Origin of the sequence: Prauserella halophila (assembly GCF_024171895.1) — a bacterium.
Lineage (GTDB): Bacteria > Actinomycetota > Actinomycetes > Mycobacteriales > Pseudonocardiaceae > Prauserella > Prauserella halophila.
On the sequence record NZ_JAMTCQ010000009.1, the window covers coordinates 791,439 to 818,185 of the forward strand.

At 68.6% G+C, this 26,747-nt stretch carries 23 protein-coding genes; 17 read left to right on the forward strand and 6 right to left on the reverse strand.

Features of this window, described 5'->3' with window-relative positions:
* Nucleotides 1–77: 77 nt before the first annotated feature.
* From LY41_RS09895 to LY41_RS09945, 11 genes are all read left to right on the forward strand, one after another.
* Entirely contained in the window at nt 78–557 is a 480-nt protein-coding gene (locus LY41_RS09895) for a MarR family winged helix-turn-helix transcriptional regulator (protein ID WP_253863568.1), read from the forward strand.
* Nucleotides 558–829: 272 nt separating this feature from the next.
* Nucleotides 830–2,098, forward strand: a complete 1,269-nt coding sequence (locus tag LY41_RS09900) for an FAD-dependent monooxygenase (protein WP_253863569.1) — start codon at nt 830–832, stop codon at nt 2,096–2,098.
* A gap of 90 nt (nt 2,099–2,188) precedes the next feature.
* Complete coding sequence (locus tag LY41_RS09905; RefSeq protein WP_253863570.1) at nt 2,189–3,586, forward strand: MFS transporter; 1,398 nt, start codon at nt 2,189–2,191, stop codon at nt 3,584–3,586.
* Nucleotides 3,587–3,590: 4 nt separating this feature from the next.
* Nucleotides 3,591–4,445, forward strand: coding sequence for an FAD binding domain-containing protein (locus tag LY41_RS09910; RefSeq protein WP_253863571.1), 855 nt, complete (start codon nt 3,591–3,593; stop codon nt 4,443–4,445).
* A complete protein-coding gene (locus tag LY41_RS09915; RefSeq protein ID WP_253863572.1) occupies nt 4,442–6,850 on the forward strand; it encodes a xanthine dehydrogenase family protein molybdopterin-binding subunit in 2,409 nt (802 codons plus the stop codon). Before LY41_RS09910 ends, LY41_RS09915 begins: the two co-directional genes overlap by 4 nt.
* The gene (locus tag LY41_RS09920) at nt 6,847–7,350 is read left to right on the forward strand and encodes a (2Fe-2S)-binding protein (protein ID WP_253863573.1); all 504 of its coding nucleotides are present in this window, start codon (nt 6,847–6,849) and stop codon (nt 7,348–7,350) included. The genes LY41_RS09915 and LY41_RS09920 overlap by 4 nt, the downstream gene beginning before the upstream one ends.
* Nucleotides 7,347–8,051, forward strand: coding sequence for an SRPBCC family protein (locus tag LY41_RS09925; protein WP_253863574.1), 705 nt, complete (start codon nt 7,347–7,349; stop codon nt 8,049–8,051). Before LY41_RS09920 ends, LY41_RS09925 begins: the two co-directional genes overlap by 4 nt.
* Nucleotides 8,038–8,691 carry an isochorismatase family protein gene (locus tag LY41_RS09930; protein ID WP_253863575.1) on the forward strand — a complete coding sequence of 218 codons (654 nt, stop codon included), beginning with the start codon at nt 8,038–8,040 and terminating at the stop codon, nt 8,689–8,691. The genes LY41_RS09925 and LY41_RS09930 overlap by 14 nt, the downstream gene beginning before the upstream one ends.
* The gene (locus tag LY41_RS09935) at nt 8,688–9,545 is read left to right on the forward strand and encodes an alpha/beta fold hydrolase (RefSeq protein WP_253863576.1); all 858 of its coding nucleotides are present in this window, start codon (nt 8,688–8,690) and stop codon (nt 9,543–9,545) included. Before LY41_RS09930 ends, LY41_RS09935 begins: the two co-directional genes overlap by 4 nt.
* Nucleotides 9,546–9,558: 13 nt before the next feature.
* Nucleotides 9,559–10,602, forward strand: a complete 1,044-nt coding sequence (locus tag LY41_RS09940) for a 2,5-dihydroxypyridine 5,6-dioxygenase NicX family protein (RefSeq protein WP_253863577.1) — start codon at nt 9,559–9,561, stop codon at nt 10,600–10,602.
* A gap of 5 nt (nt 10,603–10,607) precedes the next feature.
* Entirely contained in the window at nt 10,608–11,363 is a 756-nt protein-coding gene (locus LY41_RS09945; RefSeq protein WP_308292223.1) for a maleate cis-trans isomerase family protein, read from the forward strand.
* Here the strand turns inward: LY41_RS09945 and LY41_RS09950 are convergent.
* Nucleotides 11,348–11,971, reverse strand: a complete 624-nt coding sequence (locus LY41_RS09950; RefSeq protein WP_253863579.1) for an FMN reductase — start codon at nt 11,969–11,971, stop codon at nt 11,348–11,350. The genes LY41_RS09945 and LY41_RS09950 overlap by 16 nt on opposite strands.
* Complete coding sequence (locus tag LY41_RS09955) at nt 11,968–13,074, reverse strand: LLM class flavin-dependent oxidoreductase (RefSeq protein WP_253863580.1); 1,107 nt, start codon at nt 13,072–13,074, stop codon at nt 11,968–11,970. The genes LY41_RS09950 and LY41_RS09955 overlap by 4 nt, the downstream gene beginning before the upstream one ends.
* 240 nt (nt 13,075–13,314) lie before the next feature.
* Between LY41_RS09955 and LY41_RS09960 the strand changes: the two genes are divergently transcribed.
* Nucleotides 13,315–14,241 (forward strand): NADP-dependent oxidoreductase, encoded by a 927-nt coding sequence (locus LY41_RS09960; RefSeq protein ID WP_253863581.1) that lies wholly within the window; start codon nt 13,315–13,317, stop codon nt 14,239–14,241.
* Nucleotides 14,242–14,566: 325 nt separating this feature from the next.
* On the forward strand, nt 14,567–15,604 hold the full coding sequence (locus LY41_RS09965) for a serine hydrolase domain-containing protein (RefSeq protein WP_253863582.1): 1,038 nt from the start codon (nt 14,567–14,569) through the stop codon (nt 15,602–15,604).
* A gap of 166 nt (nt 15,605–15,770) precedes the next feature.
* Here LY41_RS09965 and LY41_RS09970 read toward each other — a convergent pair whose 3' ends face one another.
* The 3 genes from LY41_RS09970 to LY41_RS09980 form a co-directional block, all read right to left on the reverse strand.
* On the reverse strand, nt 15,771–16,979 hold the full coding sequence (locus LY41_RS09970) for an acyl-CoA dehydrogenase family protein (RefSeq protein WP_253863583.1): 1,209 nt from the start codon (nt 16,977–16,979) through the stop codon (nt 15,771–15,773).
* 22 nt (nt 16,980–17,001) lie between these two features.
* A complete protein-coding gene (locus LY41_RS09975; protein ID WP_253864074.1) occupies nt 17,002–18,297 on the reverse strand; it encodes an acyl-CoA dehydrogenase family protein in 1,296 nt (431 codons plus the stop codon).
* Nucleotides 18,298–18,452: 155 nt separating this feature from the next.
* On the reverse strand, nt 18,453–19,760 hold the full coding sequence (locus LY41_RS09980) for a TetR/AcrR family transcriptional regulator (RefSeq protein WP_253863584.1): 1,308 nt from the start codon (nt 19,758–19,760) through the stop codon (nt 18,453–18,455).
* Nucleotides 19,761–19,923: 163 nt separating this feature from the next.
* On the opposite strand from LY41_RS09980, the gene LY41_RS09985 reads away from it, so the two are divergent.
* Both LY41_RS09985 and LY41_RS09990 read left to right on the forward strand, forming a co-directional pair.
* Nucleotides 19,924–21,135 (forward strand): acetyl-CoA C-acetyltransferase, encoded by a 1,212-nt coding sequence (locus tag LY41_RS09985; protein WP_253863585.1) that lies wholly within the window; start codon nt 19,924–19,926, stop codon nt 21,133–21,135.
* A 15-nt stretch (nt 21,136–21,150) separates the two neighbouring features.
* Nucleotides 21,151–23,322, forward strand: coding sequence for a 3-hydroxyacyl-CoA dehydrogenase NAD-binding domain-containing protein (locus tag LY41_RS09990; RefSeq protein ID WP_253863586.1), 2,172 nt, complete (start codon nt 21,151–21,153; stop codon nt 23,320–23,322).
* A 128-nt stretch (nt 23,323–23,450) separates the two neighbouring features.
* Here the strand turns inward: LY41_RS09990 and LY41_RS09995 are convergent, their stop codons facing one another.
* Entirely contained in the window at nt 23,451–24,482 is a 1,032-nt protein-coding gene (locus tag LY41_RS09995) for a 2-hydroxyacid dehydrogenase (protein WP_253863587.1), read from the reverse strand.
* A gap of 223 nt (nt 24,483–24,705) precedes the next feature.
* On the opposite strand from LY41_RS09995, the gene LY41_RS10000 reads away from it, so the two are divergent.
* A complete protein-coding gene (locus LY41_RS10000; RefSeq protein ID WP_253863588.1) occupies nt 24,706–25,503 on the forward strand; it encodes an alpha/beta fold hydrolase in 798 nt (265 codons plus the stop codon).
* Between the two features lie 38 nt (nt 25,504–25,541).
* Nucleotides 25,542–26,504, forward strand: a complete 963-nt coding sequence (locus LY41_RS10005; RefSeq protein WP_253863589.1) for a zinc-binding dehydrogenase — start codon at nt 25,542–25,544, stop codon at nt 26,502–26,504.
* Nucleotides 26,505–26,747 lie beyond the last annotated feature (243 nt).

Sequence of the window (26,747 nt, forward strand, 5' to 3'; positions counted from 1 at the left end):
CGGCCGGGTATCGTGCGAATGGTCCGGGTACGGAGGGTCCCGGGCCGAGGCTGCCGACGGGAAAGGGTGGAGCCGTGGTGAACGGCAAGAGGGCCGTGGTGGCCGAGGACGAACTGCCGATTCCGCAGGAGCTGCTGGACGCACCCGGGTACGTCGCACGCAGGCTCTACCAGGCCTACCTCGCTGTTTGGGTGCGTATGGTCGACGCGAGTATCACGGGCCCTCAGTTCGCCGTGCTCGTCGCCGTTGACGATTATCCGGGCGAGGATCAAGGATCATTGGCGCACGTCGCCGCACTCGACCGGTCGACGATGGCCGACGTCGTGCGCCGCCTCGAGGCGCGCGGGCTCCTCACGCGCGAAACGGCCGAGAACGACGGGCGCCGCAAGCTCCTGTACCTGACCGACGAGGGCCACGAGCAGTTGGCCGGTGTGAACCGCCGCGCTCGCGACCTGGACCAGAAGCTCGTTCAGGGTAACGACGTCACCGTCACCAAGCAATGGCTGGCGGAGCTGAACGCTCTTGCCGAGTACTGGGAATCCCTGGTCGAGGACTGATCTTTCGGCTCCCGTCGCCCGGATCTCGTCGCCACTGCTCCGGCCGCCGTCGGCCGGTGTCGGGGCTCGCCTGCTCGTCGCGTCATGACCGGCGTATTACGCCGGATCGTTTTCGTGTGCCGCTTGTGCGGACGGCCGTGATAACAGCTTGTTTCCGGACATTAAACCTGCGTCCTCCTGTTGACTTCCGGAGTTAGTCCGTGTTCGGATCAAATCAGTCCGAACGCGGACGGATTTTTCCGACCGTGTGGCCACGGCAATGTGGAGGCGTTGTGCACGCTAGTCAGTCCTATGAGGTCACGGTCGTCGGCGGCGGTCTCGGCGGTTTGACGGCCGCCCTCGCCCTGCGGCAAAAGGGACTTCGGGTGACGGTACTGGAGCGGGCTCCGCAGCTCGGCGAAGTGGGTGCGGGGATTCAGACCGCGCCCAACGCCAGTCGAGTGCTCACGGGGCTGGGGCTGCGCAAGCAGCTGGAGGCGATCCACACGGAGCCGCTCGACCAGGTGCGCCGTCGTTGGCAGGACGGCAGCATCATCGGTCTGACCTCACTCGGTGAGTATTGCAAGCAGACCTACAACGCCCCTTACTGGCACTACCACCGCGCCGACCTGCACAAGGTGCTGCTCGAGGCCTGCCTCGACGAGCGGCGCCCCGGCCCAGTGGTCGAAGTGCACACCGGCAGTCGTGTGACCACAGTGGACACAGAGACGCGCCGTCGACCCGCAGTGCTGACCGAATCCGGTCAGCGATACGAAAGCGACGTCGTGATCGGTGCGGATGGTATTCGCTCGGCAGTACGCGATCTGATCGGTATGGACGACACTCTCGAGTTCTCCGGTGAGATGGCCTACCGTGTGCTGATTCCGGGCGACAAGATCGCGGCCGACCCCGCGACACGCTGGTTGGTGGATCGGTTCCAGAGCACCATCTGGTACGGCCCCGGAAGGCATCTCGTGCATTACATGATCCGGGGTGGCGAGTATCTGAACATCGTGGCGCTCGTGCCGTGCAGCGACGAGGTCGCGGAGAAATGGAGCGCGCCCGTCGGGGCGGACGAGCTCGTGAACGCGTTCCCGGGCTGGGACGACCGAGTGCCGGCGATGCTGTCCAAAGCGGAAGGCGACGCGATGGCGTTCGCCCTGTACTACCGCAGGCCGGATCCGGTGTGGATGGACGGTCATGTCGCGTTGCTGGGCGATGCCTGTCACGCGATGCTGCCGTATCAGGCCCAGGGTGCGTCGCAGGCGATGGAGGATGCGGCCGTGTTGGCCGAGGAGCTCGGAACGGTGCCGGTGACCGGCGTCGAAGAGGCGCTCACCCGATACGTGTCGCGGCGCGCGAAACACGCGGGCATGGTGCAGGACGCCTCGCTCGAGAACAAGCGGTTCTATCACCTGCCCGACGGGCCGGAGCAGCGGGACCGGGACGCGAAGCTGAAGAATTTCACCGGCGAGTCCCACGTGTCCTACAAATGGTTGTGGAGCGGGACCCCGTTGAACGACCCGGACGTCGAATCGTTCGCCTACCAGTTCTCCAGATGAGCCGCTTCCCCTGATGAACGTGGTGCCGGCGAAAGCGGCACCGATGCACACTTCCAGTCCCCACCCACGGAAGAAAAGGCAGGGTCTGCAATGAAAACGGCCGAGCAGATCGTTCAGGACCTACCTTGGAAGTGGTCCGTCCAGGGAAAGATTTTCATCATCGGCGGACTCGGGTACATGTTCGACGCCTGGGACGTCATCCTCAACGGCTTTCTCACGCCGCTCGTCGGAGACCACTTCGGACTGACCACGGGTGAGCGTGGCCTGGTCGCCACAGCGAACCTCATCGGCATGGCGGTCGGTGCGGTCCTGTGGGGCACGATCGCCGATCGCATGGGCCGCAAGAAGGCGTTCAGCATCACGTTGGCCCTGTTCGCGCTGTTCTCGGTACTCGGGGCGGTGTCGCCGAACTACGAGATCTTCCTGCTGTTCCGATTCCTCGCCGGCGTGGGACTGGGCGGTTGTATCCCCGTCGACTACGCGTTGGTCGCGGAGTTCTCACCGCGCCGGGTGCGAGGCAAGGTGCTTGCCGCGATGGACCTGTGGTGGCCGATCGGCGGGACCCTGTGCGGACTGTCGGCGACCTTCCTCTCCCCGCTGGACGGCAACTGGCGCTGGATGCTCGTGATCATGGTCGTGCCCGCACTGCTGTTGTTCTGGATTCGGCGTGGGATTCCGGAGTCACCGCTGTACCTGGCGAAGAACGGCAGGGAAGCGGAGGCGCGTGTGGTGGTCGACAGCTTGGTCGAGCAGACCGGAGCAGCGAGGCAGCACTACTCCGTGACCGCCGACGAGCCGGAGCGGACCAAGGGCGGTCTGCGTGCCGCCGTGAGCCAGCTCCGGATGATCTGGACGTTCAATCCGAGGATTACGTCAGTGGCGTGGGTCCTGTTCATCACGATCATGACCGTCTACTACGTGGCGCTCACCTGGATGCCGTCGATCCTCAGGGAAGAGGGTTACGACACCTACGCCGCGTTCGCAAACACGACCCTGATGACCGGTATCGGTATTCTCGGTGTTGTCACCTCGGTGTTCCTCGTCGAATGGCTGGGCCGCAAGTGGGTGCTGGGACTGTCGGCGCCGCTGGCTTCGGTGGTGCTGGTGGCGTTCTCGCTGACGCTCGGCATGGAAACGGTCGGCCTGGTCTGGCTCGGCATCTTCGGATTCGTCGTTCAGCTCGCGATTCCGGTGCTGTACGCCTACGTCTCGGAGTTGTATCCGACCCACCTCCGGGCCAGCGGATTCGGATGGGCCTCCTCGATGAGCCGGGTCTTCAGCGGATTCATCCCGCTCGTGTTCGGCAGCCTGCTCTGGCCGGTCCTGGGTCTGACCAATACGTTCGTCGTGCTCGGCGCGGTCGTTCTTGCCGCCGTCGTGTGGATGGCCGTGGCCGCGCCCGAGACGAAGGGCAGGGAACTGGACCGGGTCGAGGAAGGCGCGCCGGATCCCGACCCCATGCCCGCGGCCCGGACGGGGGAGGAGTGACGCGATGAAGCCACCGCCGTTCACATACCACCGGGCACGCGATGTCGCGGGTGCGGCGGACCTGGTCGCCGAGCTCGGGGAGGACGCCAAGTTCCTCGCGGGCGGGCAGAGCCTGATCCCGATGATGAACTTCCGCCTCGCGCGCCCGGAACACCTGATCGACATCGGCGGACTGCGTGAACTGTCCTTCGTGGACGCAGGCCCCGAAGCCCTGCGGGTGGGATCGCTGACCACCCACCGAACCGTGGAGACGGCCGACCTCGGGACGGGTTTCGATGTCGTGCGGGAGGCGATGCGGTGGATCGGGCATCTGCCGATCCGGACGCGGGGCACGGTGGGCGGCAGCCTGGCGCACGCCGACGCGACCGCGGAGTGGTGCCTGCTCGCGGTGCTGCTGGATGCGGAGATCGTGGTGGCGGGCGCCGGAGGTAGACGTCGCACCATCGCCGCCGGCGATGCGTTCCTCGGCTTCTATACGACACTGCTCGCCGATGACGAACTGATCGTCGAGGTGGTGTTCGGCAGGCCGGCGCCCCATGCCGCTGTGACGGAGTTCGCCGAGCGGAAAGGTGACTTCGCGGTGGTGTCCGCCGCCGTCGATCTGGATGTCGGCAGCGGTGCGGTGGCAGGCGGCCGGGTGGCACTCGGAGGTGTCGGGCCCGCCGTGGTGCGTGTCCCGGAGGCCGAACGGGTGTTGCAGGCAGGAGGCCGGGCGTGCCGTGACCTGTTCGAGGCGTGTGCCGACGCGGCTGCGCAGGCCGTCGATCCGCCTGCCGACGGCGATGCCGGCACCGAGTATCGCAGGGCGTTGGTGCGCAATCTCGTGATCCGTGCGTGTGAGGAGGCGGTGGCCCGGTGACATCGGAAGTGGCGACAGGAGACAGGGCGAACGAACCGGGCTTCCGCGCCGACGGAACGTGGATCGGCGCCGCCGTGTCGCGGAAGGAGGACCCGCGGCTGCTCACCGGCGAGGCGCGATTCGTCGACGACATCCACCTTCCGCGCATGCTGCACGCCGCGTTCGTGCGCAGCACCGTCGCGAGCGGACACATCACGTCGGTCGACCTGTCGCGCGTGCTGGAGGTGCCGGGTGTCGTGGCCGCGTTCACCGCCGAGGACCTGGACCTCGGCGACATCACGCCGCGGCTCGACCGGCCGCCGGAGGAGCACACGGAGACGTCGATGCCGATCCTGGCGCGCGATCGGGTGCGGTTCGTCGGTGAACCGGTGGCGGTGGTCCTTGCCGAGGATCCGTACGCGGCGGAGGACGGGATCGAGGCCGCCGATGTGACCTATGACGTCACGCCTCCGGTGCTGTCGGAGGAGCAGGCTCTGACCCCCGGTGCGAACGCGGTGCACGACGAGGCGCCCGGCAACGTGTTGCTGGACGTGTCGATGTTCGCCTCCGACGGTATCGACGACGTCTTCGCCGAGGCGCCCTGTGTCGTGCACGTGCGGGCCAGGGCCGGCAGGCAGAACGCGCTGCCGTTGGAGACCAGAGGTGTCGTGGCCGGCTGGGACGCGCGGGCACAGCAACTCCTGGTGCAGACGTGCACACAGGTGCCGCACCAGGTGCGCACGGTGCTGGCGGGCTCGCTCGGCATGTCCGAGAGCACCGTGCGGGTGCTCGTTCCGGACATGGGTGGCGGGTTCGGTATCAAGTGCGTGGTGGGCCGCGAGGAGATCGCCGTCGCCGCGGCCGCGACTCGCGCGGGCAGGCCGGTGAAGTGGATCGAGGACCGCAAGGATGCCTTGTCGGCGTCGTTCCTCGCCCGCGAGCAGCGCTACGAGGCGCGGGCGGCGTTCGACGAGACCGGTCGCATCCTCGGCCTGGACGTCGACGTGCTGTGCGACATGGGCGCCTACTCGTGCTATCCGTTCACCGTCGGTATCGAGCCGCTGATGGCGTCGTCGGAGATGCCGGGCGTGTACCGGGTACCCGCATACCGGGTCCGCGGACGTGCCATCGCGACGAACAAGGCGCCGACGGCCCCGTACCGAGGCGTGTCCCGTCCGCAACACGTGATGGTGATGGAGCGGCTCGTCGAACGGGCCGCCCGGGAGCTCGGGCTGGACGCGCTCGAGGTGCGCCGCCGGAATCTGATCACGGTGTTCCCGTACACCGGCATCAACAACGTGACCTACGACCCGGGTTCGTATCTCGAGTCGCTGAACCTGTGCGAGCGCGTGCTCGCCGACGAGGGCTGGTACGGGACGCAACGCTCCGTCGCGGAACAGGGAAGGGTCCTCGGTATCGGGTACGCGTGCTTCAACGAGCGCACCGGCTACGGTTCCGACGCGTTCGCCAAGCGCAAGATGCAGGCCGTTCCGGGTTTCGACCTCTCGGAGGTCCGGATGGACACGTCCGGCACGGTGGTCGTCACGACGGGAACGATGAGCCACGGCCAGAGCCACGAGACGACCATGGCGCAGATCGTGGCCGACAAACTGGGTCTGCCCGTGGACAAGGTGAAGATCCAGCAGGGCGATACGGACCGCGTGACCTATGGCTGGGGGTCGTTCGGCAGCCGGTCGATCACCATCGGCGGGACGGCGGTGGCACTCGCCGCGGGCAACCTGGGCGGAAAACTCCTCGACCTGGGAGCGCACCTGCTCGAAACCCGGCGTGACAACGTCGAACTGGCCGACGAGGGCGTGCAGCAGCGGGACGACCACGATCGGAGACTGTCCTATCAGGACATCGCCGACGTGGCCTATCTGAGGTCGCACCTGCTGCCGAAGGAGGCCGAACCGGGCCTGCAGGCGAGCGCGAGCTTCGACGGCGTCGGTGACGGCACGTTCTCCAACGCCGCCCACGGCGTGGTCGTCGAGCTGCACCGGGACACCGGGCGGGTGGAGATCCTGCGGTACGTCTGCGTCGAGGACTGCGGGGTGGCGATCAACCCGCAGGTCGTCGACGGTCAGGCCAGAGGCGGGATCGCCCAGGGCATCGCGGGCGCACTGTTCGAGAAGGTCACCTACGACGAGAACGGGGAGCCGTCGGCGGCGAGCTTCCTCGACTACAAGGTGCCGACGGCCTGTGAGATCCCGGACGTCGCGATGCACCACATCGAGACGCCGTGCCTGTTCACCGACAACGGCGCGAAGGGTGCGGGCGAGGGCGGCACGATCGGCGCGCCCGCGGCCGTGCTCAACGCCGTCAACGACGCGCTGCGTCCCGCCGGTGTGGAGCTGAACGACACGCCGATCACCCCGCAACAGGTATTCGACGCGCTGACCGGCGCACTGGAGGTCGCTCCGTGACCGAACCCGACAAGGTGCTGCTGACCCTGCAGGTCAACGGTACTTCTCACGAAGTAGCCGTCGAGGCGCGCCGCACCCTGGCGGACACGCTGCGGCACGATCTCGAGCTGACCGGGACCCACGTGGCGTGCGAACACGGCGTGTGCGGTGCGTGCACCGTGCTGGTCGACGGAGATCCGGCTCGTTCCTGCCTGATGTTCGCCCCGCAGGCCGAGGGCAGCGATGTCCGGACCGTGGAGTCGCTCGCCGGTGACGACGGGACGATGTCAGACCTGCAATGTGCGTTCTCCGCGAATCACGGACTCCAATGTGGCTTCTGCACTCCGGGGTTTCTCATGCTCGCGGAAGGGTTTCTCGCCGAGCATCCGGATGCCGACCGCGAGGAGATCCGCGAGGTCGTGTCGTCCAATCTCTGCCGCTGCACGGGGTATCAGACCATTGTGGATTCGATCCAGGACTGCGCCGAGCGCAGGCGCGACGCGAAGGAGACCAGCGCATGATCCTCGAACACGAGATGTCGGTATCGGCACCCCCGCGCGAGGTGTTCGCCCTGCTCGGCGATGTCGAACGCGTGGCGGGATGTGTGCCGGGGGCGGCGATCGAGGGACGGGACGACGATACGGGCGGCGAGGCGTATCGCGGCCGCGTCAAGGTCAAGGTCGGCCCGATCTCCGCCGAGTACGCAGGCGTGGTGCGGTTTCTGGACGTCAACGACACGGAGCTCTCGCTGCGCCTGCAGGGACGCGGGTCGGACGCACACGGCAACGGCGACGCCGAGGCCGAGGTGCTGGTGACGCTGGCCGAATCCGGCGAGGGCACCACGGTGTCCCTCAAGACCGACCTGGTGATCCGCGGCAAGATCGCGCAGTTCGGCAAGGGCGCGATCAACAAGGTCTCGGATCGCATCCTCCAGCAGTTCGCGGTGAATCTCTCGGCCTTGCTGGCGGGCGGCGGGCCGCAGGAGCAGGGAGCCGACGCCAGCGGCGTGCACTCGCTGCAGCCCGACGTCTCGTCGGCGGCCGCCACGGCCACGGCATCGAATCCGTCGGAACTGGACGGTCTCGCGCTGGTCACCGGACCGCTCGCGAAGTATCTGCCCGTGGCGGGCGCGTTCGCGGTCGGCGTGGCCCAGGGCTGGCTCCTGGCCACCGTCCGTGCGCAGGCCAAGCAACTCAAGGAGGTGCGCCGTGTACGGAACTGACACCGACGAGACGTATGCCGAGGCGGGGTTCGGTGCACCCGTTCGCCGTGGTGTGCGACCGGCGATCGTCGTGGTCGACCTGACGAACGGGTTCACCCGTGACGAGTATCCGACGGGTGCCGACCTGACCGCGGTCGTCGGTGCCACTGCGACGCTCGTCGAACGCGGAAAGGCGAGCGGCGTGCCGGTCGTCTACACCACGATCGCCTATACCCCGGCGGAAGCGCGCGGAGGCGCACTGCCGTGGTTGGACAAGGCCGCGGGCATGCGATCGCTGGTGGAAGGAAGCGCCGAGGTCGCGATCGACGACCGGCTTCCCGTCGGCGAGGGGGACCACCTCGTGACGAAGAAGGGCGCATCGGCCTTCTTCGGAACGTCGCTCGCCACGATGCTCGCGGCGGCCGGCTGCGACACGGTGCTGGTGTGCGGCGCCACGACGAGCGGCTGCGTACGTGCTACGGCGGTGGACGCCGTCCAGTCCGGCTTCCCTGTACTCGTGCCGCGGGAGTGTGTCGGCGACCGTTCCCCGGGTCCGCACGATGCGGCCCTGTTCGACATCCATGCCAAGTACGGCGACGTGATCGACCTCGACGACGCCCTGCACTATCTGACGAATCCGAAACCGGTGAGCACTCGATGACCCGACGCCTTCTCACTCAAGCCGCCTTGGCCGACCTCGCGGATGTGCCCGCCACGAGCCGGTGGGTGGTGAAACAAGACGGCCTGCGCCTGCACGTACTGGACTACGGCGGCGACGGCGTGCCCGTCGTCGTCCTGCCGGGCATCACCAGCCCGGCGATCACCATGGACTTCGTGGCCCGGCGACTCACCGACCTCGGCCGACCGGTCGTGGTCGACGTGCGCGGTCGTGGCTTGTCGGACGACGGCTCCTCCGCGACGCTGCACGACTACGCCGAGGACACCGCCGCGATCATCGACGCCCTCGGCTTGGGTCGGTCGATCCTGCTCGGTCATTCGATGGGTGCGCGGATCGCCGCGGTGGCGGCGACCACTGTGGACGTCCGGGGAGCCGTGCTGGTCGATCCGCCGATGAGCGGGCCCGGCCGCGGGCCGTATCCCACCACGCTCGAGATGTTCTTGACACAGCTGGAGCAGGCACAGCGTGGTACCGACGCCGACGAGGTGGCCGGATGGTGGCCCACCTGGCCGAGGCGGGAGCACGAACTGCGGGCCCGCTGGCTCGCCAGCTGCGGAACGGAAGCGATCACCGCGACGCACCACGGCTTCGAACACGAGGACTTCTTCGACACGTGGCCTTCGGTTCCGGCCGCTCCGGCACTGCTGTACGGCGCGAACAGCCCCGTCGTGACGGCGGACGGAGCACGTGAGGCGGCGGAGTCCAATCCGGACGCCCGATTGATCGAGATCCCGGACGCCGGACACATGGTGTTCTGGGACAACCCGGAGGGCGCACTGAGCTCGGTGCGCACCGCCCTGCAAGTCACGGCCAGCGCAAGTTCGGCGACGCGATGAATGTGGAGGACCAATGAATCCCAACCAGCTCAATGACATCTGCCTCCGGCAACTCACCTTCAGCGGGGTGCATGAGGCGGAGACCATCGCCGTGCTCTCGCGCGGTGCCGAACGGGCGGACTACGCCGATTCGTTCATGTTCGCCGCCCAGCAGCTCGGCGCGAGCACGTACCACATGCGGCTTCCCGACGCGACGGATGCGTCCGGCGCATGGGCGGTCGGCGAATCAGGGCTGGCGGGCAATCCGCTCGCGGTGGACGCGCTCAAGCAGGCGGACATGCTCGTGGACCTGACGTTCCTGCTGTTCAGCAAGGAGCAGTTCGCGATCCAGGACGCCGGTACGCGGATCCTGACGTGCGTCGAACCCGCACCGCTGCTGGCCAGGCTCATGCCGACCAGGGAACTGCGGGAACGGGTCGAGGTCGGCGACGAGATCCTCAAGAAGGCCAGGACGATGCGGATCACGAGTCCGCACGGGACGGACGTGACGTACCAGCTCGGCGTGTATCCGACGATGACCGAGTACGGCTACACCGACACCCCGGGCCGGTGGGATCATTGGCCCGCCGCCTTCGTGTTCACCGGAGGTGCCGACGATGGGGTCGACGGCACCATCGTGCTCGCACCGGGTGATGTGCTCCTGCCGTTCAACACGTACGTGCAGAACCCGGTGAAGCTGACCATCGAGAAGGGGTTCATCACCGACATCCGCGGCGTCGACGGCGCGTCGAGCCTGGACGCGGACCTGCTCGCCTCGTACATCAAGTCGTTCGACGACCCGCGCGGCTACGGCATGTCGCACGTCGGGTGGGGCCTGGACGAGCGCGCGCAGTGGCACGGTCTGACGCAGTTCCCGGGCGGTATGGGTATGGAACTGCGCAGCTTCTACGGCAACGTGATGTTTTCCATCGGCCCGAACAACGAGCTCGGCGGACCGAACGACACGCCGTGTCACTTCGACATCCCGATGCGCGGTTGCTCGCTGTTCCTCGACGACGAGCCGATCGTGGTGGACGGCGACGTCGTCGTACCGGACATGCGGCCGGGCGGGAAGTGATCGCCGTGGCCGACCACCACATCGGATTGATCGTTCCGAGTTCCAATCTGACGATGGAGACCGAACTCCCGCGCATGTTGCGTGCGCGGGAGGAGGCCGATCCGTCGGAGCGGTTCGTGTTCCACAGCGCACGGACCCGCATGCAGCAGGTCACCGAGGAACAGCTGCGGGCGATGAACGCTCAGTCGGAACGGGCGGCCGCCGAGCTGGCGGACGCGCGGCCCGATGTGGTCGCCACGGCGTGCCTGGTGGCGATCATGGCGCAGGGGCCGGGTTACCACTGCACCGCGGAGGAGGCGATCACTACGGCCATGCGCGCCGAAGGTGCGACGGCCCCCGTGGTGTCCAGCGCCGGTGCGTTGCTCGACGGTATCGGTGCCCTCGGGGCGAAGCGGGTCGCGATCGTCACGCCGTACCTGAAACCGCTCACGAAGATGGTCGCCGACTACATCGAGGACGCGGGCATCGAAGTCGTCGACGCGCTCAGCCTCGAAGTCGCCGACAACCTCGCCGTGGGCAAGCTGGACCCGGCCGACCTTCGGGAACACTGGAAGAAGCTGGATCTGTCCAATGCGGACGCGCTGGTCCTCTCGGCGTGCGTCCAGATGCCGTCGCTGCCGTCGATCCAGGCGGTCGAGGACGCGGCGGGGCTGCCTGTGCTCTCGGCGGCGACCGCGACGACCTATCGCATTCTGACCGAGCTGGGCCTGCCGGCGACGGTGCCGGGTGCGGGCAGGTTGCTCGCTCAGACGTCGAGCTGACCGAGGTTCGCCAGCTGCTGTTCGAAAGGGACGAAGTCCGAGAAGCCGTCGCCGGCGCGGCGGCTTCTCGGCGTTCCGGCCATCGCACCCGCCAGCTCGCCTGCTGCGCGATCGATGCGGGCGTGCAGTTCGTTCGTGTCCTCGCCGCCCCAGTCCTGCGACGCCGCGTACACGCCGGTCGGCATCACCGTGGCGCGCAGGTAGGACAGCAGGGGGCGCAGGGCGTGGTCGAGGGCCAGCGAGTGGCGCGGTGTGCCGCCGGTCGCCCCGATGATCACGGGCATCCCCGCCAGGGCGCCGCTGTCGATCACGTCGAAGAACGACTTGAACAGCCCGCTGTAGGACGCGGAGTAGACCGGGGTCACCGCGATGACGCCGTCGGCACCGGTCACCGCGTCGAGTTCGGCCTGCAGCGCCGGACTCGGGAAGCCCGTCACCATGTTCTTGGCGATGTCGACGGCCACGTCGCGCAGTTCGACGACGTGCACGTCCGGCTGCTCGCCGCCGTTGTCCCCGAGCCGCTGCGTGAGCGACTCGGTGAGCCGGTCGGCCAGCAGCCGGGTCGACGACGGAGACGTGGTGCCCGCGGACACGACGGTGAGCTTCATCGGGCCTCACCCGCAGTCACGGTCTCGGCGTTCTTGGCCGTCAGCAGCGAGGCGTGTGTCGGGGCGTCCGGCACGTGCGAGGGACGGTTCTTGGCGAACTCCTCGCGCAGCACGGGCACGACCTCTTCGCCGAGCAGGTCGAGCTGCTCCAGCACCGTCTTCAGCGGCAGGCCGGCGTGGTCGAGCAGGAACAGCTGGCGCTGGTAGTCGCCCACGTTCTCGCGGAAGGTCAGCGTGCGGTCGATGACCTGCTGCGGGCTGCCCACCGTGAGCGGGGTCTGCTCGGTGAACTCCTCCAGCGACGGTCCGCCGCCGTAGACCGGGGCGTCGTTGAAGTACGGCCGGAACTCGTTCACGGCATCCTGGGAGTTCTTGCGCATGAACACCTGTCCGCCGAGCCCGACGATCGCGCGGTCGGCGGGGCCGTGGCCGTAGTGCTCCCAGCGCTGCCGGTAGAACTCGACCATCCGGCGGGTGTGCTCGAACGGCCAGAAGATGTGGTTGTGGAAGAAGCCGTCGCCGTAGTAGGCGGCCTGCTCGGCGATCTCCGGGCTGCGGATCGAACCGTGCCAGACGAACGGCGGCACGCCGTCGAGCGGGCGCGGCGTCGACGTAAAGCTCTGCAGCGGTGTGCGGAACTTGCCCTCCCAGTCGACGACGTCCTCGCGCCACAGCTTGTGCAGCAGGGAGTAGTTCTCGATCGCGAGCGGGATGCCCTGGCGGATGTCCTTACCGAACCACGGGTAGACCGGGCCCATGTTGCCGCGGCCCATGATCAGGTCGACGCGGCCGTCGGCGAGGTGCTGCAGATAGGCGTAGTCCTCGGCGAGCCGCACCGGGTCGTTCGTGGTGATGAGGGTCGTCGCCGTGGACAGGACGATCCGCTCGGTCTGCGCCGCGATGTTGGCCAGCAGCACCGTCGGGTTCGGCGGGGCGGCGAACGGCGGGTTGTGGTGCTCGCCGGTGGCGAAGACGTCGAGTCCGACCTCCTCGGCCTTGCGCGCGATCCGGACCGTGGCCTTGATCCGCTCGTTCTCGGTCGGCGTCGTGCCGGTGGTCGGGTCCGTGGTGACGTCCCCGACGGTGAAGATCCCGAACTGCATCGCTTGTCACCCTGCCTCAGGTAGTTGTGCGTTCAACTATCCACCATAACGGCAGGGGTACCGGTGCTATTCCCGCCCCCGAGTGCGGGTGCGGGCAGAGTCCCGGCCCGGGCGCGGGTACACGCCCGGGCGTGGTTCCGACTACGTCGGCGCCGGCACCGGAACGCCGCAGGGGGGCGATGGGCGTTCGGGTGGGTGACCGCAGGAATGCGGGTCCGGAACCGCCTTGTTACGCGGGGTATGAAGGCGATCGTTCTCAATCAGTACGGCGGACCCGACGAACTGACCGTTGCCGACCACCCGGATCCGAAGGTGGCGCCCGGTGAAGTGCTGGTGCGCGTGAAGGCGGCCGGCGTCAACCCCGTCGACTGGAAGCTCGCCGCCGGCGGGCTCGACCCGGTGATGGAGGCCCGCTTCCCGCTGATCCCCGGCTGGGACGTGGCCGGTGTCGTCGAGGCGGTCGGCCTGGACGTCGACGAGTACGCCGTCGGCGACGAGGTGATCGGCTACGTCCGCAAGGACCATGTGGAACTGGGCTCGTACGCGGAGTACGTCTCGGCCAACGTGCGGCTGCTGGCCCCGAAGCCGGCCTCACTCGACTGGGCGCAGGCGGCCGGACTGCCGCTGGCGGGACTCACCGCATACCAGGCGTTGCGCAGGCTGGGAGTCGGCGCGGGGGACACGGTACTGATCCACGCGGCGGCCGGTGGGGTCGGCGTGCTGGGTGTCCAGTTGGCGAAGGAGTTCGGTGCGCGGGTGATCGGCACAGCAGGCGAACGCAACCACGCGTTCCTCGGCGAGCTCGGCGCGGAGCCCGTCTCGTACGGCGAGGGCCTGGCCGACCGGGTTCGCGAACTCGCGCCTGCCGGCGTCGACGCGGCGGTCGACTTCGCAGGAGGGGAGGAGGCCGTGGAGGTCTCGCGGCAGGTCACGACGGACGCCGCACGTGTGGTGTCGGTCGCCGACCCTGCGGTGGCCGAGTACGGCGGCCGGTACCTGTGGGTCCGGCCGAGCGCCGCCGACCTCGCCGAACTGGGCAGGCTCGCCGACGCCGGCAAGCTCGGCGTGCACGTCGACCGCACCTATCCGCTCGCCGAGGCCGCCGTGGCGTGGCGGGTGAGTCAGGTGGGCAACGTCCGCGGCAAGCTCGTGCTGACGGTCGGCTGATCGCGGGCTGATCGCTCCGCGGGAGCTCCGCGGGAGGTGCGCGGCCGCGGGTACCTGCACCCGTGCACCTCCTGTGCACCCGTGTTGCGTTCTCCGGGTGCCGTGTTGCATTTCCCGGGGTCCGTGTTGTGGTCTCCGGGAACCGTGTTGTGGTCTCCGGGAACCGTGTTGTGGTTTCCGGGGTCCGTGTTGCTCTCGCCCGGCGCCCGGCCACTGTCCCTCAACGAAACGCTGCCGGCGCCTGCGTTTCCGGGATGCGCTGTTCCCGGGATGTGTGCACCTCCCGCGTTGTTGTCGCGGCGCCGTTGTGGCACGTTGCTGCGATATGGGATCGGGCCGGGACTCGGCGGACCTCGAGGCGATTCTCGGCGCCGTGGTGCGGGCGGAGCGTCGCAGCACTCCCGGCATCGAGGACATGGCCGCGTTTCATGCGGCGCAGGTCGGCGATCTGTCTCACCGTGATGTCGTCGGACCTCTGCTGCCGGGCGGTGGCGCGAGTGGTCTGGTCAGCTGCCGGGGCACGATTCTCGCCGAGTGGGGTGACGTCGACCGGCCCGAGATGTGCTTCTCGGTCACCAAAACGGTTCTTTCCGCGCTCGCGGGTGTGGCGTTCGACCGCGGTCTGCTCCCCGACGTGCACGCTCCGGTCGAAACCACGGTCGACGTACCGGTGCGCCTCGGACCGGAACTGACGTGGCAGCACCTGCTTCAGCAGACGAGCGGGTGGGCGGGTGAGTTGTGGGGGAAACCGGCCGACGTGGATGCGCAGAGCCTGCGCGACGGCGGTTCGGCCGCCTACGCCGAGCCGGGTGCGGAGTGGGCCTACAACGACGTGCGCGTCAACCTGCTGGCGCTCGCGCTCACCGTGCTGTGGCGCCGGCCGCTGGACGAGGTGGCCCGTACCGAACTGTTCGACCCGCTCGGCGCGTCGACGACATGGTCGTGGCACGGCTATCGCGATTCGGTGGTCACGGTCGACGGCGTGGAACTGCCGGTGGTCTCGGGTGGAGCGCACTGGGGTGGCGGATTGTGGATCTCCACGGCCGACCTGCTGTCGCTGGGCGAGCTGTTCCTCGCGCGCGGGTCATGGCACGGGACGCGCCTCCTGAGTGCCGAGTGGATCGACGCGAGCTGGTGGCCCTGTTCGGCCAATCCGGACTACGGGTACCTGTGGTGGCTGAACGACCGGCAGCGCGTGTTCGATGCGGCGCCGTCCTCGGGACGTTGTGCCCGAGGATGCGGCAACCGTCATCTCGTGTGGGTCGATCCGAGCCGGGACCTGGTCGTCGTCTCGCGCTGGTCAGATTCGGTCGAACTGCTCGTTCGCGATATCTCGACGGCGATCCCGGCGTCACCCGCGTGACGACGCCACACAGGGCGGCCCACGCCGCTCACCGCGAGCCCGGTGGCCCGCACTGCGGCGCCCTGTAATAGGGCGCTCTGCAGCCGGGAGCCGAGCAGCCGGGCGCCGAGCGAAAACCGCCCGGCTGCAGGGGTGACGGCAGCCGGGCGGTCGTGGGACAGCAGTCCTACTTCAGTTCGGCGCTCGACTTCCCCAGGAGCCTGCGCGCCACGATGAGTTGCTGGATCTGCTGCGTGCCTTCGAAGATGTCCAGGATTTTCGCGTCGCGACTCCATTTCTCGAGCAGCGACTCCTCCGTGTAGCCGTACACCCCGGCCAGCTCGACGCACCGCAGCGTGATGTCCACACCGGAACGGCCGGCCTTCGCCTTGGCCATCGACGCCTGCAGCGAGTTCGGCTTGCGGTTGTCGGCCATCCACGCCGCTTCCAGCGTCAGCAGGTATGCGGCTTCGTAGTCGGCTTCGAGCTGCAGGAACGTGGCAGCCGCGGCGCTCTGCGTGTTCGCCGGCCGGTCGTAGTCGATCTCGACACCCGCCTGTTCGAGCACGCTCCGGGTCTCCTCCAACGCGGCCCGCGCGACGCCGACCGCCATCGCGGCGACCATCGGGCGGGTGTTGTCGAAGGTCTGCATGACCCCCGCGAAGCCCTTTTGGGTGTCGATCTCCGGACTGCCGAGCAGGTTCTCCTTCGGCACCCGGCAGTTGTCGAACCGCAGCACCGCGGTGTCCGAAGCACGGATACCGAGCTTGTGCTCCAAGCGCACCACTTCGAAGCCCGGTGTGCCCTTCTCCACCACGAACGATTTGATCGCCGCGCGGCCCTTCGATTTGTCCAATGTGGCCCACACGACGACGCAGTCGGCCCGCTCGCCCGCGGTCACGAAGATCTTCTCGCCGTTGAGGACGTACTCGTCGCCGTCGAGCTCCGCGGTTGCGCTCACCGCCGCGGAGTCGGAGCCGAAGCTCGGCTCCGTGATCGCCATCGCGGCCCATTTGCCGTTGAAGCGCTCCAGCTGTTCGCCATCGGCCACCGACGCGATCGCCGCATTGCCGAGGCCCTGCCGCGGCATCGACAGCAACAGCGCCACGTCACCCCAGCACATCTCGATCGTGCCGAGCACGGTGGACAGGTTGCCGCCGTTGCGGTTGCCCGTGTCCTTCCGGTCCTCGTCCGCGCGCACGCCGGACGCACCCGCACCGCCCTCGCCGGACGAATTGAGACCGTCCAACAGGGAAGCCAGCATGTCCAACTCGGTCGGATACGCGTGCTCGGCCCGGTCGTACTTGCGGGAGTTCGGCCGGAACACCTCCGCGGCCGCCTGATGCGCCTGGTTGACCAGCGCCTTGGCCTTATTCGGGATCTCGAGGTTGATCACTGCAAGCCCTTTCTGCGCTGCTCTACAGGAGAACGATGCCGTCGACGGAGCCGATCGCGCGGAGGTCGCGGTACCAGCGCTCCACGGGGTGCTCCTTGATGAAGCCGTGCCCGCCGAGCAGCTGCACGCCCGCGCTGCCGATCTGCATGCCCTTGTCCGTCGCCAGCTTGCGGGCCAGCGCGACCTCCCGGGCGTAGTCCCTGCCCCGTTCGGCCCGCGAGGCGGCACGCAGCATCGTCAGCCGCATGCTCTCCAGTTCGATCGCGATGTCCGACACCTGGAACGCCACACCCTGGCGGTGGCTGATCGGCTCCCCGAACGCCTCCCGCTCGTTGACGTACGGGACGACGTAGTCGAGTACGGCCTTGCCCGTGCCGCACGCCAGCGCAGCCCAGCCGATACGCGAGAGGCGCACGACGTCGGCGAACACCTCCCGGCTGCCGCCGCCCAGCAGCGCACCCGCGGGCAGCGTCACGTCGCTGAGCACGAGCTTCGTCGTACCGGCGCTGCGCAGGCCCATCGCGGGCTCGGCCTCGACCGACACGCCCGCCGTGGCCGCCTCGACGATGAACAGGGCGGGGCCGCGGCCTTCGAGGTCGGCCGAGACGATGAACAGCTCGGCGTCGGCACCGCGTGGCACGAGCGACTTCACGCCGTCCAGCCGGTAGCCGTTGGGCGTGCGCTTGGCACGCGTCTTCGGCGCGAACGGATCGAACAACGGTGCGCGTTCCTGCAGGGCCAGTGCGGCGGCCGGAACGTGCTCGCCTGCGAAGGCGGGCACGTAGGTGGCCTGCTGCTCGGCGTCACCCCATTGCACGAGCGCGTTGCTCACCGCCGACGGCGCGAGCACCGCTACGGCCAGCCCCATGTCGCCGTGCGCGAGCGACTCGGCGACCAGCGCGTTGGTGACGACCGAGCGCTCGGAGCCGACCCCGTCGAGCTCTTCCGGGATGCCGATCTGCGTCACGCCGAGCTCGGCGGCACGGCTCAGCAGCCCGTCCGGAGGAGCGAGCTTGTCGTCGGCCTCGGCGGCCGCGGGGCGGAGCTGCTCCGCCGCGAACTCGTCCACCGTCTCGACGATCAGTTGCTGCTCTTCGGAGGGCTCCAGGTCGAACAACGCCGCCTCGGGCGCCTTCTCGAGCCGCGCGGGCTTGCCGAGTCGTGTCGTCGCCGTGAACGTGCGATTCGCCGCGCCCGCCGCCCGGAAGCCGGCACGGGTGGCCGACGAGACGAGGTTCTCCACGGGCTTGCGCAGCCCCGCGCGATCGATCAGCTTGCTGCCTGCCAGCTGGTTCAGCGCGGCGAGGCCGAGCCCCATGGCGTCGCGCCCCTGCTGCGGATTCTGTCGAGCCACAGTCATCCCCTTCGGTTACCTACTCGTGAGTAGGTTAACTCGAACACCGAAGACTCGCCAGTAGGGGGCTGGGTCCGTCCTCACCCGGCACGGTCCGCACCGGATCAGCCCTGCCCCGATCAGCCCTGCCCCGAGGCGGTTCGGTCCGGCCCGTCCTGTCCCGGCACGTCCTGCGCCGCCGGGTTCTGCCCGGTCGTCTCGCGTTCCGGGGTGGGACTGCCCAGCACGGTGCTCATCAGGGTGACGAGGTCGGCAGGCAGGCCCGGCCTGCGGTTCACCCGGCGGGTGCGGGTGAGGTCGTTGGCCACCGTCAGTGCGGCGTGCACGGTGATCTTGGCTTCGCGGGTGTCGAGCTCGGGACGGGCCGCCTCCAGTAGCTGGACCCAGCGGGCGACGTACTCCCGCTGGATCCGCAACAGGTCCGGCCGGTCACGCTCGTCGATGTGCACGCGGTCGACGGAGAACGACACGAGCAGTTCCGGCTGGCCGGTCAGCGTCGCGACATAGGACTCGGCGAGCCGGTGCAGCGCGGGCCATTCGCCGTCGGAGCGCAGCGCGTCCTCGGCACTCAGCAGGAGCCGATCACCCGCCCTGCGGCCGATGGCGCCGAGCAGGTTCGCCTTGCTCGGGAAGTGCCGGTACACGCTCGGACCGGCGATACCCACCGCGCGGCCGATGTCGTCCATGCTGACGGCGCTGAATCCGCGGGAGGAGAACAGCTCGGTGGCCTCGGTGAGGATCTGTTCGCGGCGTGACGGGGTGGTGAGCGGTTCGGTCGCGGCTGCGACGTCGACGTCCGCCGTGGCCCCGGCGCCGGGCGGATCGGCCCTCAGTACGCGGCCTGCGATGTCGACGAGCAGCTGTTCGAACCGCCGTTTCGGCACGCTCGTGCGGTGTACGGACACGCTGCCGAACACCGACAGCCCTGCCCAGCACAGCAGTTCGGCGTCCTCGGGTGAGAGTCCGGGCCGGGCCCGCAGCAGCATCTTGGTCCACGTCGCGAGTATCGCGGCGGAACGTTCCCGCAGGTCTCGCTGAGTGTCGGCGTCGAGGTACCTGCCCTCCCAGCGCCACAGCGCCGCCGTGTCGCGGCGTTCCACCGATTTGGCGGCCAGCTCGGTCAGCAGCGTGCCGACCCGGCCGTTCGAGGCGTGCTCGGCCGAGCCGAACGCGGCGTCGGTGGCTGCCTCGAGCTCGCCGAGCCCGGCCCGCAGCACGTGCGCGAGGATCGCCTGCTTGTCCGTGAAGTGGCGGTACAGCGCCGGTCCGGTGATGCCGGCGGCCGAGGCGATGTCGTTGATGCCCACCCCGTGGTACCCGCGAGCACGGAACAGCTCGGCCGCGACGGCGGCGAGCTGCGTCTTGCGGTCGCGTGGCCGTTTGTCGCTGGCGCGAGGCCGTTTACCGCTCGGTGGTGTCCGTGCCATAGGTGAGACAACTTTAGCGCGGACAGTTCGACAGGCAACCCATTGACACCATGGGAACAAGGCGGACTATGTTAGTAGCAATTAGCACCGAACCTGGATGCATGGACACTGTCGACCGTGTCGGCTGGGTGCTTGCCGCCAGCCGCGAGGAAGGACCGTTGGTGTGAGTACAGAGGCGTTCATCTACGAGGCGATTCGCACGCCTCGTGGCAAGAACAAGGGCGGAGCCCTGCATGGGACGAAGCCGATCGACCTGGTCACGGGGTTGATCGACGAGCTCAAGAGCCGGCACCCGGGGCTCGACCCGGCCAAGATCGAGGACATCGTCCTCGGTGTCGTCTCGCCGGTCGGCGACCAGGGCGCCGACATCGCGCGCGCCGCCGCGATGGCTGGCGGTCTGCCCGACAGCGTCGCGGGCGTGCAGCTCAACCGGTTCTGCTCGTCGGGTCTCGAGGCCGTCAACCAGGCCGCCGCGCGGGTACGTTCCGGCTGGGAGGGGTTGCTCCTCGCGGGTGGCGTCGAATCGATGTCGCGGGTGCCGATGGGCACCGACGGCGGTGCGATGTTCACCGACCCGGCGACGAACTACGACAGCTACTTCGTGCCGCAGGGCATCGGTGCCGACCTGATCGCCACCCTCGAGGGCTTCTCGCGGGAGGACGTCGACCGGTTCGCCGTCCGTTCGCAGGACAAGGCCGAGGCGGCGTGGTCCGGCGGCTACTTCGCCAAGTCCGTCGTGCCGGTCAAGGACATGAACGGCGTGACGCTCCTCGACCACGACGAGCACCGGCGCCCCGGCACCACGGTCGAGGACCTGGCCAAGCTCAAGCCGGCCTTCGAGGGCATCGGCGAGATGGGCGGTTTCGACGCGGTGGCGCTGCAGAAGTACCACCAGGTCGAGCAGATCGACCACGTCCACACCGGTGGCAACTCCTCGGGCATCGTCGACGGCGCCGGACTGGTGCTGGTCGGCAACGAACAGGTCGGCAAGGACCTCGGCCTGACGCCGCGTGCGCGCATCGTGTCGGCAGCGGTCACGGGCTCGGACCCGACGATCATGCTCACGGGCCCGACGCCCGCCTCCGAGAAGGTGCTGGCGCAGGCGGGCATGACCACCGACGACATCGACCTGTTCGAGCTGAACGAGGCGTTCGCGTCGGTCGTCATGAAGTGGACGAAGGACCTGAAGCTTCCGGAGGAGAAGGTCAACGTCAACGGCGGCGCCATCGCGATGGGTCACCCGCTCGGTGCCACCGGCGCGATGATCCTCGGCACGATGGTCGACGAGCTGGAGCGGCGCCAGGAGCGGCGCGCGTTGCTGTCGCTGTGCATCGGCGGCGGTATGGGTATCGGCACGATCATCGAGCGTGTGTGAGGGCGAGCGACAACAATGACTGAAGCCAAGACCATCCGCTGGGAGCAGGACTCCGACGGCATCGTCACGCTGACGATGGACGATCCGAAACAGTCGGCCAACACGATGAACGCGGACTACCGCGAGTCGATGGGCGTCGTGATCGACCGTCTCGAGTCCGAAAAGGACTCCATCGCCGGTGTTGTACTGACCTCGGCGAAGAAGACGTTCTTCGCCGGAGGCGACCTGAACGACCTGATCAAGGCGACGCCCGACGACGCCGCCGAGATCACCGACACGAGCAACGAGCTGAAGGCGCAGTTGCGCCGGCTCGAGACGCTGGGCAAGCCGGTCGTCGCCGCCATCAACGGTGCGGCCCTCGGCGGCGGCCTGGAGATCGCGCTGGCCTGCCACCGCCGGATCGCCGCCGACGTCAAGGGAAGCGCCATCGGCCTGCCCGAGGTCTCGCTGGGCCTGCTGCCCGGTGGCGGCGGCATCGTGCGCACGGTCCGCCTGATCGGCATCCAGAGTGCCGTCATGAACGTGCTCGCGCAGGGTCAGCGGCACAAGCCCGCCAAGGCTCTCGAACTCGGCATCGTGGACGAGCTCGTGTCCGATGTGGACGAGCTGCTGCCGAAGGCCAAGGCGTGGATCAAGGACAACCCCGAGGGCGGCGTGCAGCCGTGGGACCAGAAGGGGTACAAGATCCCGGGCGGTTCGCCGTCGAACCCGAAGTTCGCGGCGAACCTGCCCGCGTTCCCCTCGAACCTGCGCAAGCAGCTCAAGGGCGCTCCGATGCCTGCGCCGCGCGCCATCCTGGCGGCAGCCGTCGAGGGCGCGCAGGTCGACGTCGAGACCGCGAGCCTGATCGAGACGCGCTATTTCGTCAGCCTCGTCACCGGCCAGGTCGCGAAGAACATGACCAAGGCGTTCTTCTTCGACCTGCAGGCCATCAACGCGGGCGAATCGCGCCCGGACGGGTACGAGCAGTACCAGGCCAAGAAGGTCGGCGTGCTCGGCGCGGGCATGATGGGCGCGGCGATCGCCTACGTGTCGGCGAAGGCCGGCATCGACGTGGTGCTCAAGGACGTCTCCCAGGAGAACGCCGAGAAGGGCAAGGGCTATGCGGCCAAGCTCGAGGAGAAGGCCCTCAAGCGGGGCAAGACCACGCAGGAGAAGTCGGACGCGCTGCTCGGCCGCATCACGCCGACCGGTGACCCGGCCGACCTGAAGGGTGTCGACTTCGTCATCGAGGCCGTGTTCGAGAGCACCGAGCTCAAGCACAAGGTCTTCCAGGAGATCGAGGACGTCGTCGACTCGGACGCCGTACTCGGCTCCAACACCTCCACGCTGCCCATCACCGGCCTGGCCGAGGGGGTGCAGCGGCAGGAGGACTTCATCGGCATCCACTTCTTCTCGCCGGTGGACAAGATGCCGCTCGTGGAGATCATCCGCGGCGAGAAGACCTCCGACGCCACGCTGGCGAAGGTCTTCGACTACACGCTGCAGATCAAGAAGACGCCGGTCGTCGTGAACGACAGCCGCGGCTTCTTCACCTCGCGCGTCATCGGCACGTTCATCAACGAGGCCGTCGCCGCGCTCGGCGAGGGTGTCGAGCCCGCCACCATCGAGCAGGCCGGTTCGCAGGCCGGGTACCCGGCACCGCCGCTGCAGCTGATGGACGAGCTCACACTCACGCTGCCGCGCAAGATCCGCCTCGAGACGAGGGAAGCCGTCGAGGCAGCGGGCGGCACGTGGGACGCCCACCCGGCCGAGGGCATCATCGACCGGATGATCGACGAGTTCGATCGCAAGGGCCGTTCGACGGGCTCGGGCTTCTACGACTACGACGACGAGGGCAACCGGACGCGGCTGTGGCCGGGTCTGCGGGAGGCATTCGACAGCGGCAGCGGCGACGTGCCGTTCGAGGACCTCAGGGAGCGCATGCTCTTCGCCGAGGCCCTCGAGACCGTGAAGTGCTTCGACGAGGGCGTGCTCAACACGGTCGAGGACGCCAACATCGGCTCGATCATGGGCATCGGGTTCCCGCCGTGGACCGGTGGCGTGATCCAGTACATCAACGGTTACGAGGGCGGTGTGCAGGGCTTCGTCGCGCGCTCGAAGGAGCTCGCGGCGCGCTACGGCAACCACTTCGAGCCGCCGGCCTCGCTGGTCGCGAAGGCCGAGAAGGGCGAGATCTACGAGTGATCGCCTGCGCCTGAACCAGGTGTGAACCAATGGCACGGCCCCGGGTCGCGAACTCCCGCGACCCGGGGCCGTGTTGTGGTTTCGGGAGCCCGTGTTGTGGTTTCGGGCGGCCGTGTTGTGCCCGCATGTCACTCCGGGGCCGGACCGGGTGCGGGCAGGGACGGTACGTCGTTGACGACCGTCCCCGGCAGGCCGCCGCGCAGCGCGACGTCGAGCGACGCGAGAGCGCCGGCGACCATCGCCTCCCGTGATTCCAGGGTGGATCCGGCGAGATGTGGCGACAGGAACACGTTGTCGAGCTCCGCCCAACGGTGATCCCCGGTCAGCGGTTCGTCCCCGAAGACGTCGAGGGCGGCGGCCGCGATCTCGCGGCATCGGAGGGCGGAGTGGAGGGCGTCCTCGTCGACGACGGCACCACGAGCGCCGTTGACCAGGACACCGCCGGACCCCAAGAGCCGGAGCCGGCGGCGGTCGATGAGCCCGCGGGTGTCTCCGGTGAGCGGAACGTGCAGGCTGAGCACGTTGCTGCGCCGGCACAGTTCATCCACATCGGACACCCGTTGCAGCGGAAGACCGGCGCTGTCGGTGTCGGGAATCGGCCTACGATGGTGATACAGGATCGGTGCCGTCCCGAACGCCGCGAGTCGCCGTGCGACGGCCAGGCCGGTGCGGCCCATGCCGAGGATGCCGACCGTACGTCCGGCCAGGTCGTGGACCCCTTCGTCGGCCGCGGCGGTCATCCACCACTCGCCGCGCCGGGTACGTTCGTGGTTGCGCACTGCGTTCTTGACGAGCAGCAGCATCGCCATGACGGTCCACTCGGCGACCCCGCGGGTGTTCGCGCCGGGCGTGTTGGCCACCGGGATGCCGAGGTCGTGAGCCGCGTCGACGTCGACCGAGTCGTAGCCCGCCGCCGGTTGCACGATCAGGCGGCAGCGTTCGGCGAGTCCGAGTGCGGTGCGGCCGAGGCCCAGTTCGCCCGTCCAGTCGCCGAGCAGGAAGTCCGCGCCGGCGACGGAGGAATGGAGCTCGTCGGGCGTACGGGGTTCGACGAACCTCAGCTCGTGCTGGGGAAGAAGGGGTTCGTGGCGGCTGTGCACGGGGGTGATGACGTCACGGGGGCTCGTGCTGAGCACGATCGGCGAGGATTGCGAGGACATGGAACTCCCGGGGATACGGTGAGCGGTCGCCCCCAGTGCAGCAGGCGGGATTTGCCGTGACGTCAGCGACGTGTTAATCGAATTTTCCGGGGCCGTCGATCCGATCCGGCGATAATTCCGCGGCGACATCGACTCCGCAGATGAACCGCTTCTGGTTTCGGTGTTTGACCCCGGAAGGCGGCGCTCCGAGACTGGAATTCCGAAATTTCTGTGCGGAGGACGTGTGATCACGAGAGAATTCATGCCGGGATATGTGACGACCGACGTCGGGCGGGTGCATTACGTCGAGTGCGGTGACGGGACACCGTTGGTGCTGTTGCACCAGACACCGCGCTGCTGGGACGAGTTCGCTCCGGTGATGCCGTTGCTCGACGGCTACCGGGTGATCGCGCCGGACCTACTGGGCTTCGGTGGTTCCGGGCCCGCGCCGGAGAACACGATTGAGGAGACGGCCGCTTCGGTCACCGGCCTTCTCGACGCGCTGGGCGTGGGGGAGTTCCACCTCGCCGGACATCATTTCGGCGGTCTCGTGGCGTATCAGGTCGCGGCCGTGTCGCCCGAGCGCGTGCGATCGCTGGTGCTGTCGTCGACGCCGTACGTCGACGCAGAGGAGCGCCGACGCCGGGCCACGGCGACACCGTTCAACGTGGTATCTCCCGCCGACGACGGTTCGCACCTGACCGAACTGTGGCAACGTCGCACCGGGTTCATGGCCGGGGTTTCCCACCCGGTCGTGAGCCGGTACGTGCGGGACGTGCTGGACCACACCGACGCCGATCGCGGCCACGCCGCCGTCGCCGCATACCGGTCGGAGGACCGCGTGGGCGCGTATCCGGGGCCGGTGTTGTGCGTCGCGTCGGCGCGCGACCCGCGCGCGTTCCCGTTGCGGCACCGCATCGCGGCCGCGTTCCCGCAGGCCCGCGAGGCCGTACTGGAGGACGGCGACATCTCGTCACCGGAGACGATGCCGGAAGCGTTCGCCGCCACGATCCGCGCGTTCCATGCCGAGGCCGGCACATGACGGCACGGACGAACCGGACAGCACGAACGTCGCCGACGATGCGCGCCGTTGTGTTCGACGGGGCAGGCGGGCCCGAGGTGCTGAGGGAAACCGTGGTTCCGCGGCCGGATCCGGCCGACGGCGAGGTGCTCGTGCGGGTGCGCGCGGTGGGCGTGAACAACGTCGACGTGCTCCAGCGCAGCGGTGTCGTACCGACACCGCGCGGCGGCGTCGGCGGGCTCGAGTGCGTGGGCGAGGTGGCCGAGGTCGGCGCGGGGGTCGACAGGTTCGCTCCCGGTGACCGGGTCGGTGCGCTGCTGCGTTCCGGCGGCTACGCCGAGTTCGTCGACGTACCGGAGGGCGCGTGCGTCCCGCTGCCGGATTCGGTGGACGACGTCACGGCCGCGACACTGCCGGAGGCACTGGCGACGTCGTGGTGGAACCTCGTTCACCGGGGCCGGTTGACCGCGGGCGAACGGCTGCTGGTGCACGGCGTGTCCGGCGGTGTCGGGGTGCTGGCGGCGCAGCTCGGCCGCGCGCTCGGCGCCGACGTCATCGGGACGGCGAGTGCCGCGAAGGTGGACCGGTGCCGCGACGTGTGCGGCGTCGACGTCACCGACCACGCAGGCGATGTGGCCGCCGCCGTCAGGGCGGGGCGTCCCGATGGGATGGACGTCGTCCTCGACAACCAGGGTGGTCCTGCGCTCGAGGCGAACCTCGGCATGCTGGCACCGCTCGGACGGCTCGTCGTGGTCGGAACGCAGGCGGGCGGTCCCGGAACGGTCGACCTCGGCATGATGATGCGGCGGGGCGTGGAGGTGTCGTCGTCGAGCCTCGGCATGCTCGAGACGTCCGTGCGGACCCGGCTGTGCGCCGAGGTGGCCCGCGAGGCACTGCCACTCGTCGAATCCGGCGCCGTCACACCGGTCGTCGACACGGTGCTGCCGATCGGCGACATCGCGGCCGCTCACCAGCGGTTCAGCGGTCCGGGCAAACTCGGCAAGATCGTCCTTACGCTGTGACTCGGAGGCGCTGTGACTCGGAGGCGCTGTGACTCGGAGGCGTGGTGACTCGGAGGCGCTGTCATTTCGGAGACACTGTGATTCTGATACTCAGTGATTCGGACGAGCGGCGATTCGGACGAGCGGCGATTCGGACGAGCGGTGATTCGGACGAGCGGCGATTCGGAGGTTTTGCGGTGTCGGCGGGTACTGAAATCTGCGGAATCGATGGGCCGCAGCAGAAAGAACTGTTGGCCCGATGGG

Bases quoted from the DNA above. Each gene is read 5' to 3' on its own strand.
- LY41_RS09990 (WP_253863586.1), top strand. From the start codon at position 21,151: ATGACTGAAGCCAAGACCATCCGCTGGGAGCAGGACTCCGACGGCATC.
- LY41_RS09995 (WP_253863587.1), bottom strand. From the start codon at position 24,482: ATGTCCTCGCAATCCTCGCCGATCGTGCTCAGCACGAGCCCCCGTGAC.
- LY41_RS09980 (WP_253863584.1), bottom strand. From the start codon at position 19,760: ATGGCACGGACACCACCGAGCGGTAAACGGCCTCGCGCCAGCGACAAA.
- LY41_RS09925 (WP_253863574.1), top strand. From the start codon at position 7,347: ATGATCCTCGAACACGAGATGTCGGTATCGGCACCCCCGCGCGAGGTG.
- LY41_RS09955 (WP_253863580.1), bottom strand. From the start codon at position 13,074: ATGCAGTTCGGGATCTTCACCGTCGGGGACGTCACCACGGACCCGACC.
- LY41_RS09950 (WP_253863579.1), bottom strand. From the start codon at position 11,971: ATGAAGCTCACCGTCGTGTCCGCGGGCACCACGTCTCCGTCGTCGACC.
- LY41_RS09935 (WP_253863576.1), top strand. From the start codon at position 8,688: ATGACCCGACGCCTTCTCACTCAAGCCGCCTTGGCCGACCTCGCGGAT.
- LY41_RS09965 (WP_253863582.1), top strand. From the start codon at position 14,567: ATGGGATCGGGCCGGGACTCGGCGGACCTCGAGGCGATTCTCGGCGCC.
- LY41_RS09960 (WP_253863581.1), top strand. From the start codon at position 13,315: ATGAAGGCGATCGTTCTCAATCAGTACGGCGGACCCGACGAACTGACC.
- LY41_RS09905 (WP_253863570.1), top strand. From the start codon at position 2,189: ATGAAAACGGCCGAGCAGATCGTTCAGGACCTACCTTGGAAGTGGTCC.
- LY41_RS10005 (WP_253863589.1), top strand. From the start codon at position 25,542: ATGCGCGCCGTTGTGTTCGACGGGGCAGGCGGGCCCGAGGTGCTGAGG.
- LY41_RS09910 (WP_253863571.1), top strand. From the start codon at position 3,591: ATGAAGCCACCGCCGTTCACATACCACCGGGCACGCGATGTCGCGGGT.
- LY41_RS09940 (WP_253863577.1), top strand. From the start codon at position 9,559: ATGAATCCCAACCAGCTCAATGACATCTGCCTCCGGCAACTCACCTTC.
- LY41_RS09975 (WP_253864074.1), bottom strand. From the start codon at position 18,297: ATGGGGCTCGGCCTCGCCGCGCTGAACCAGCTGGCAGGCAGCAAGCTG.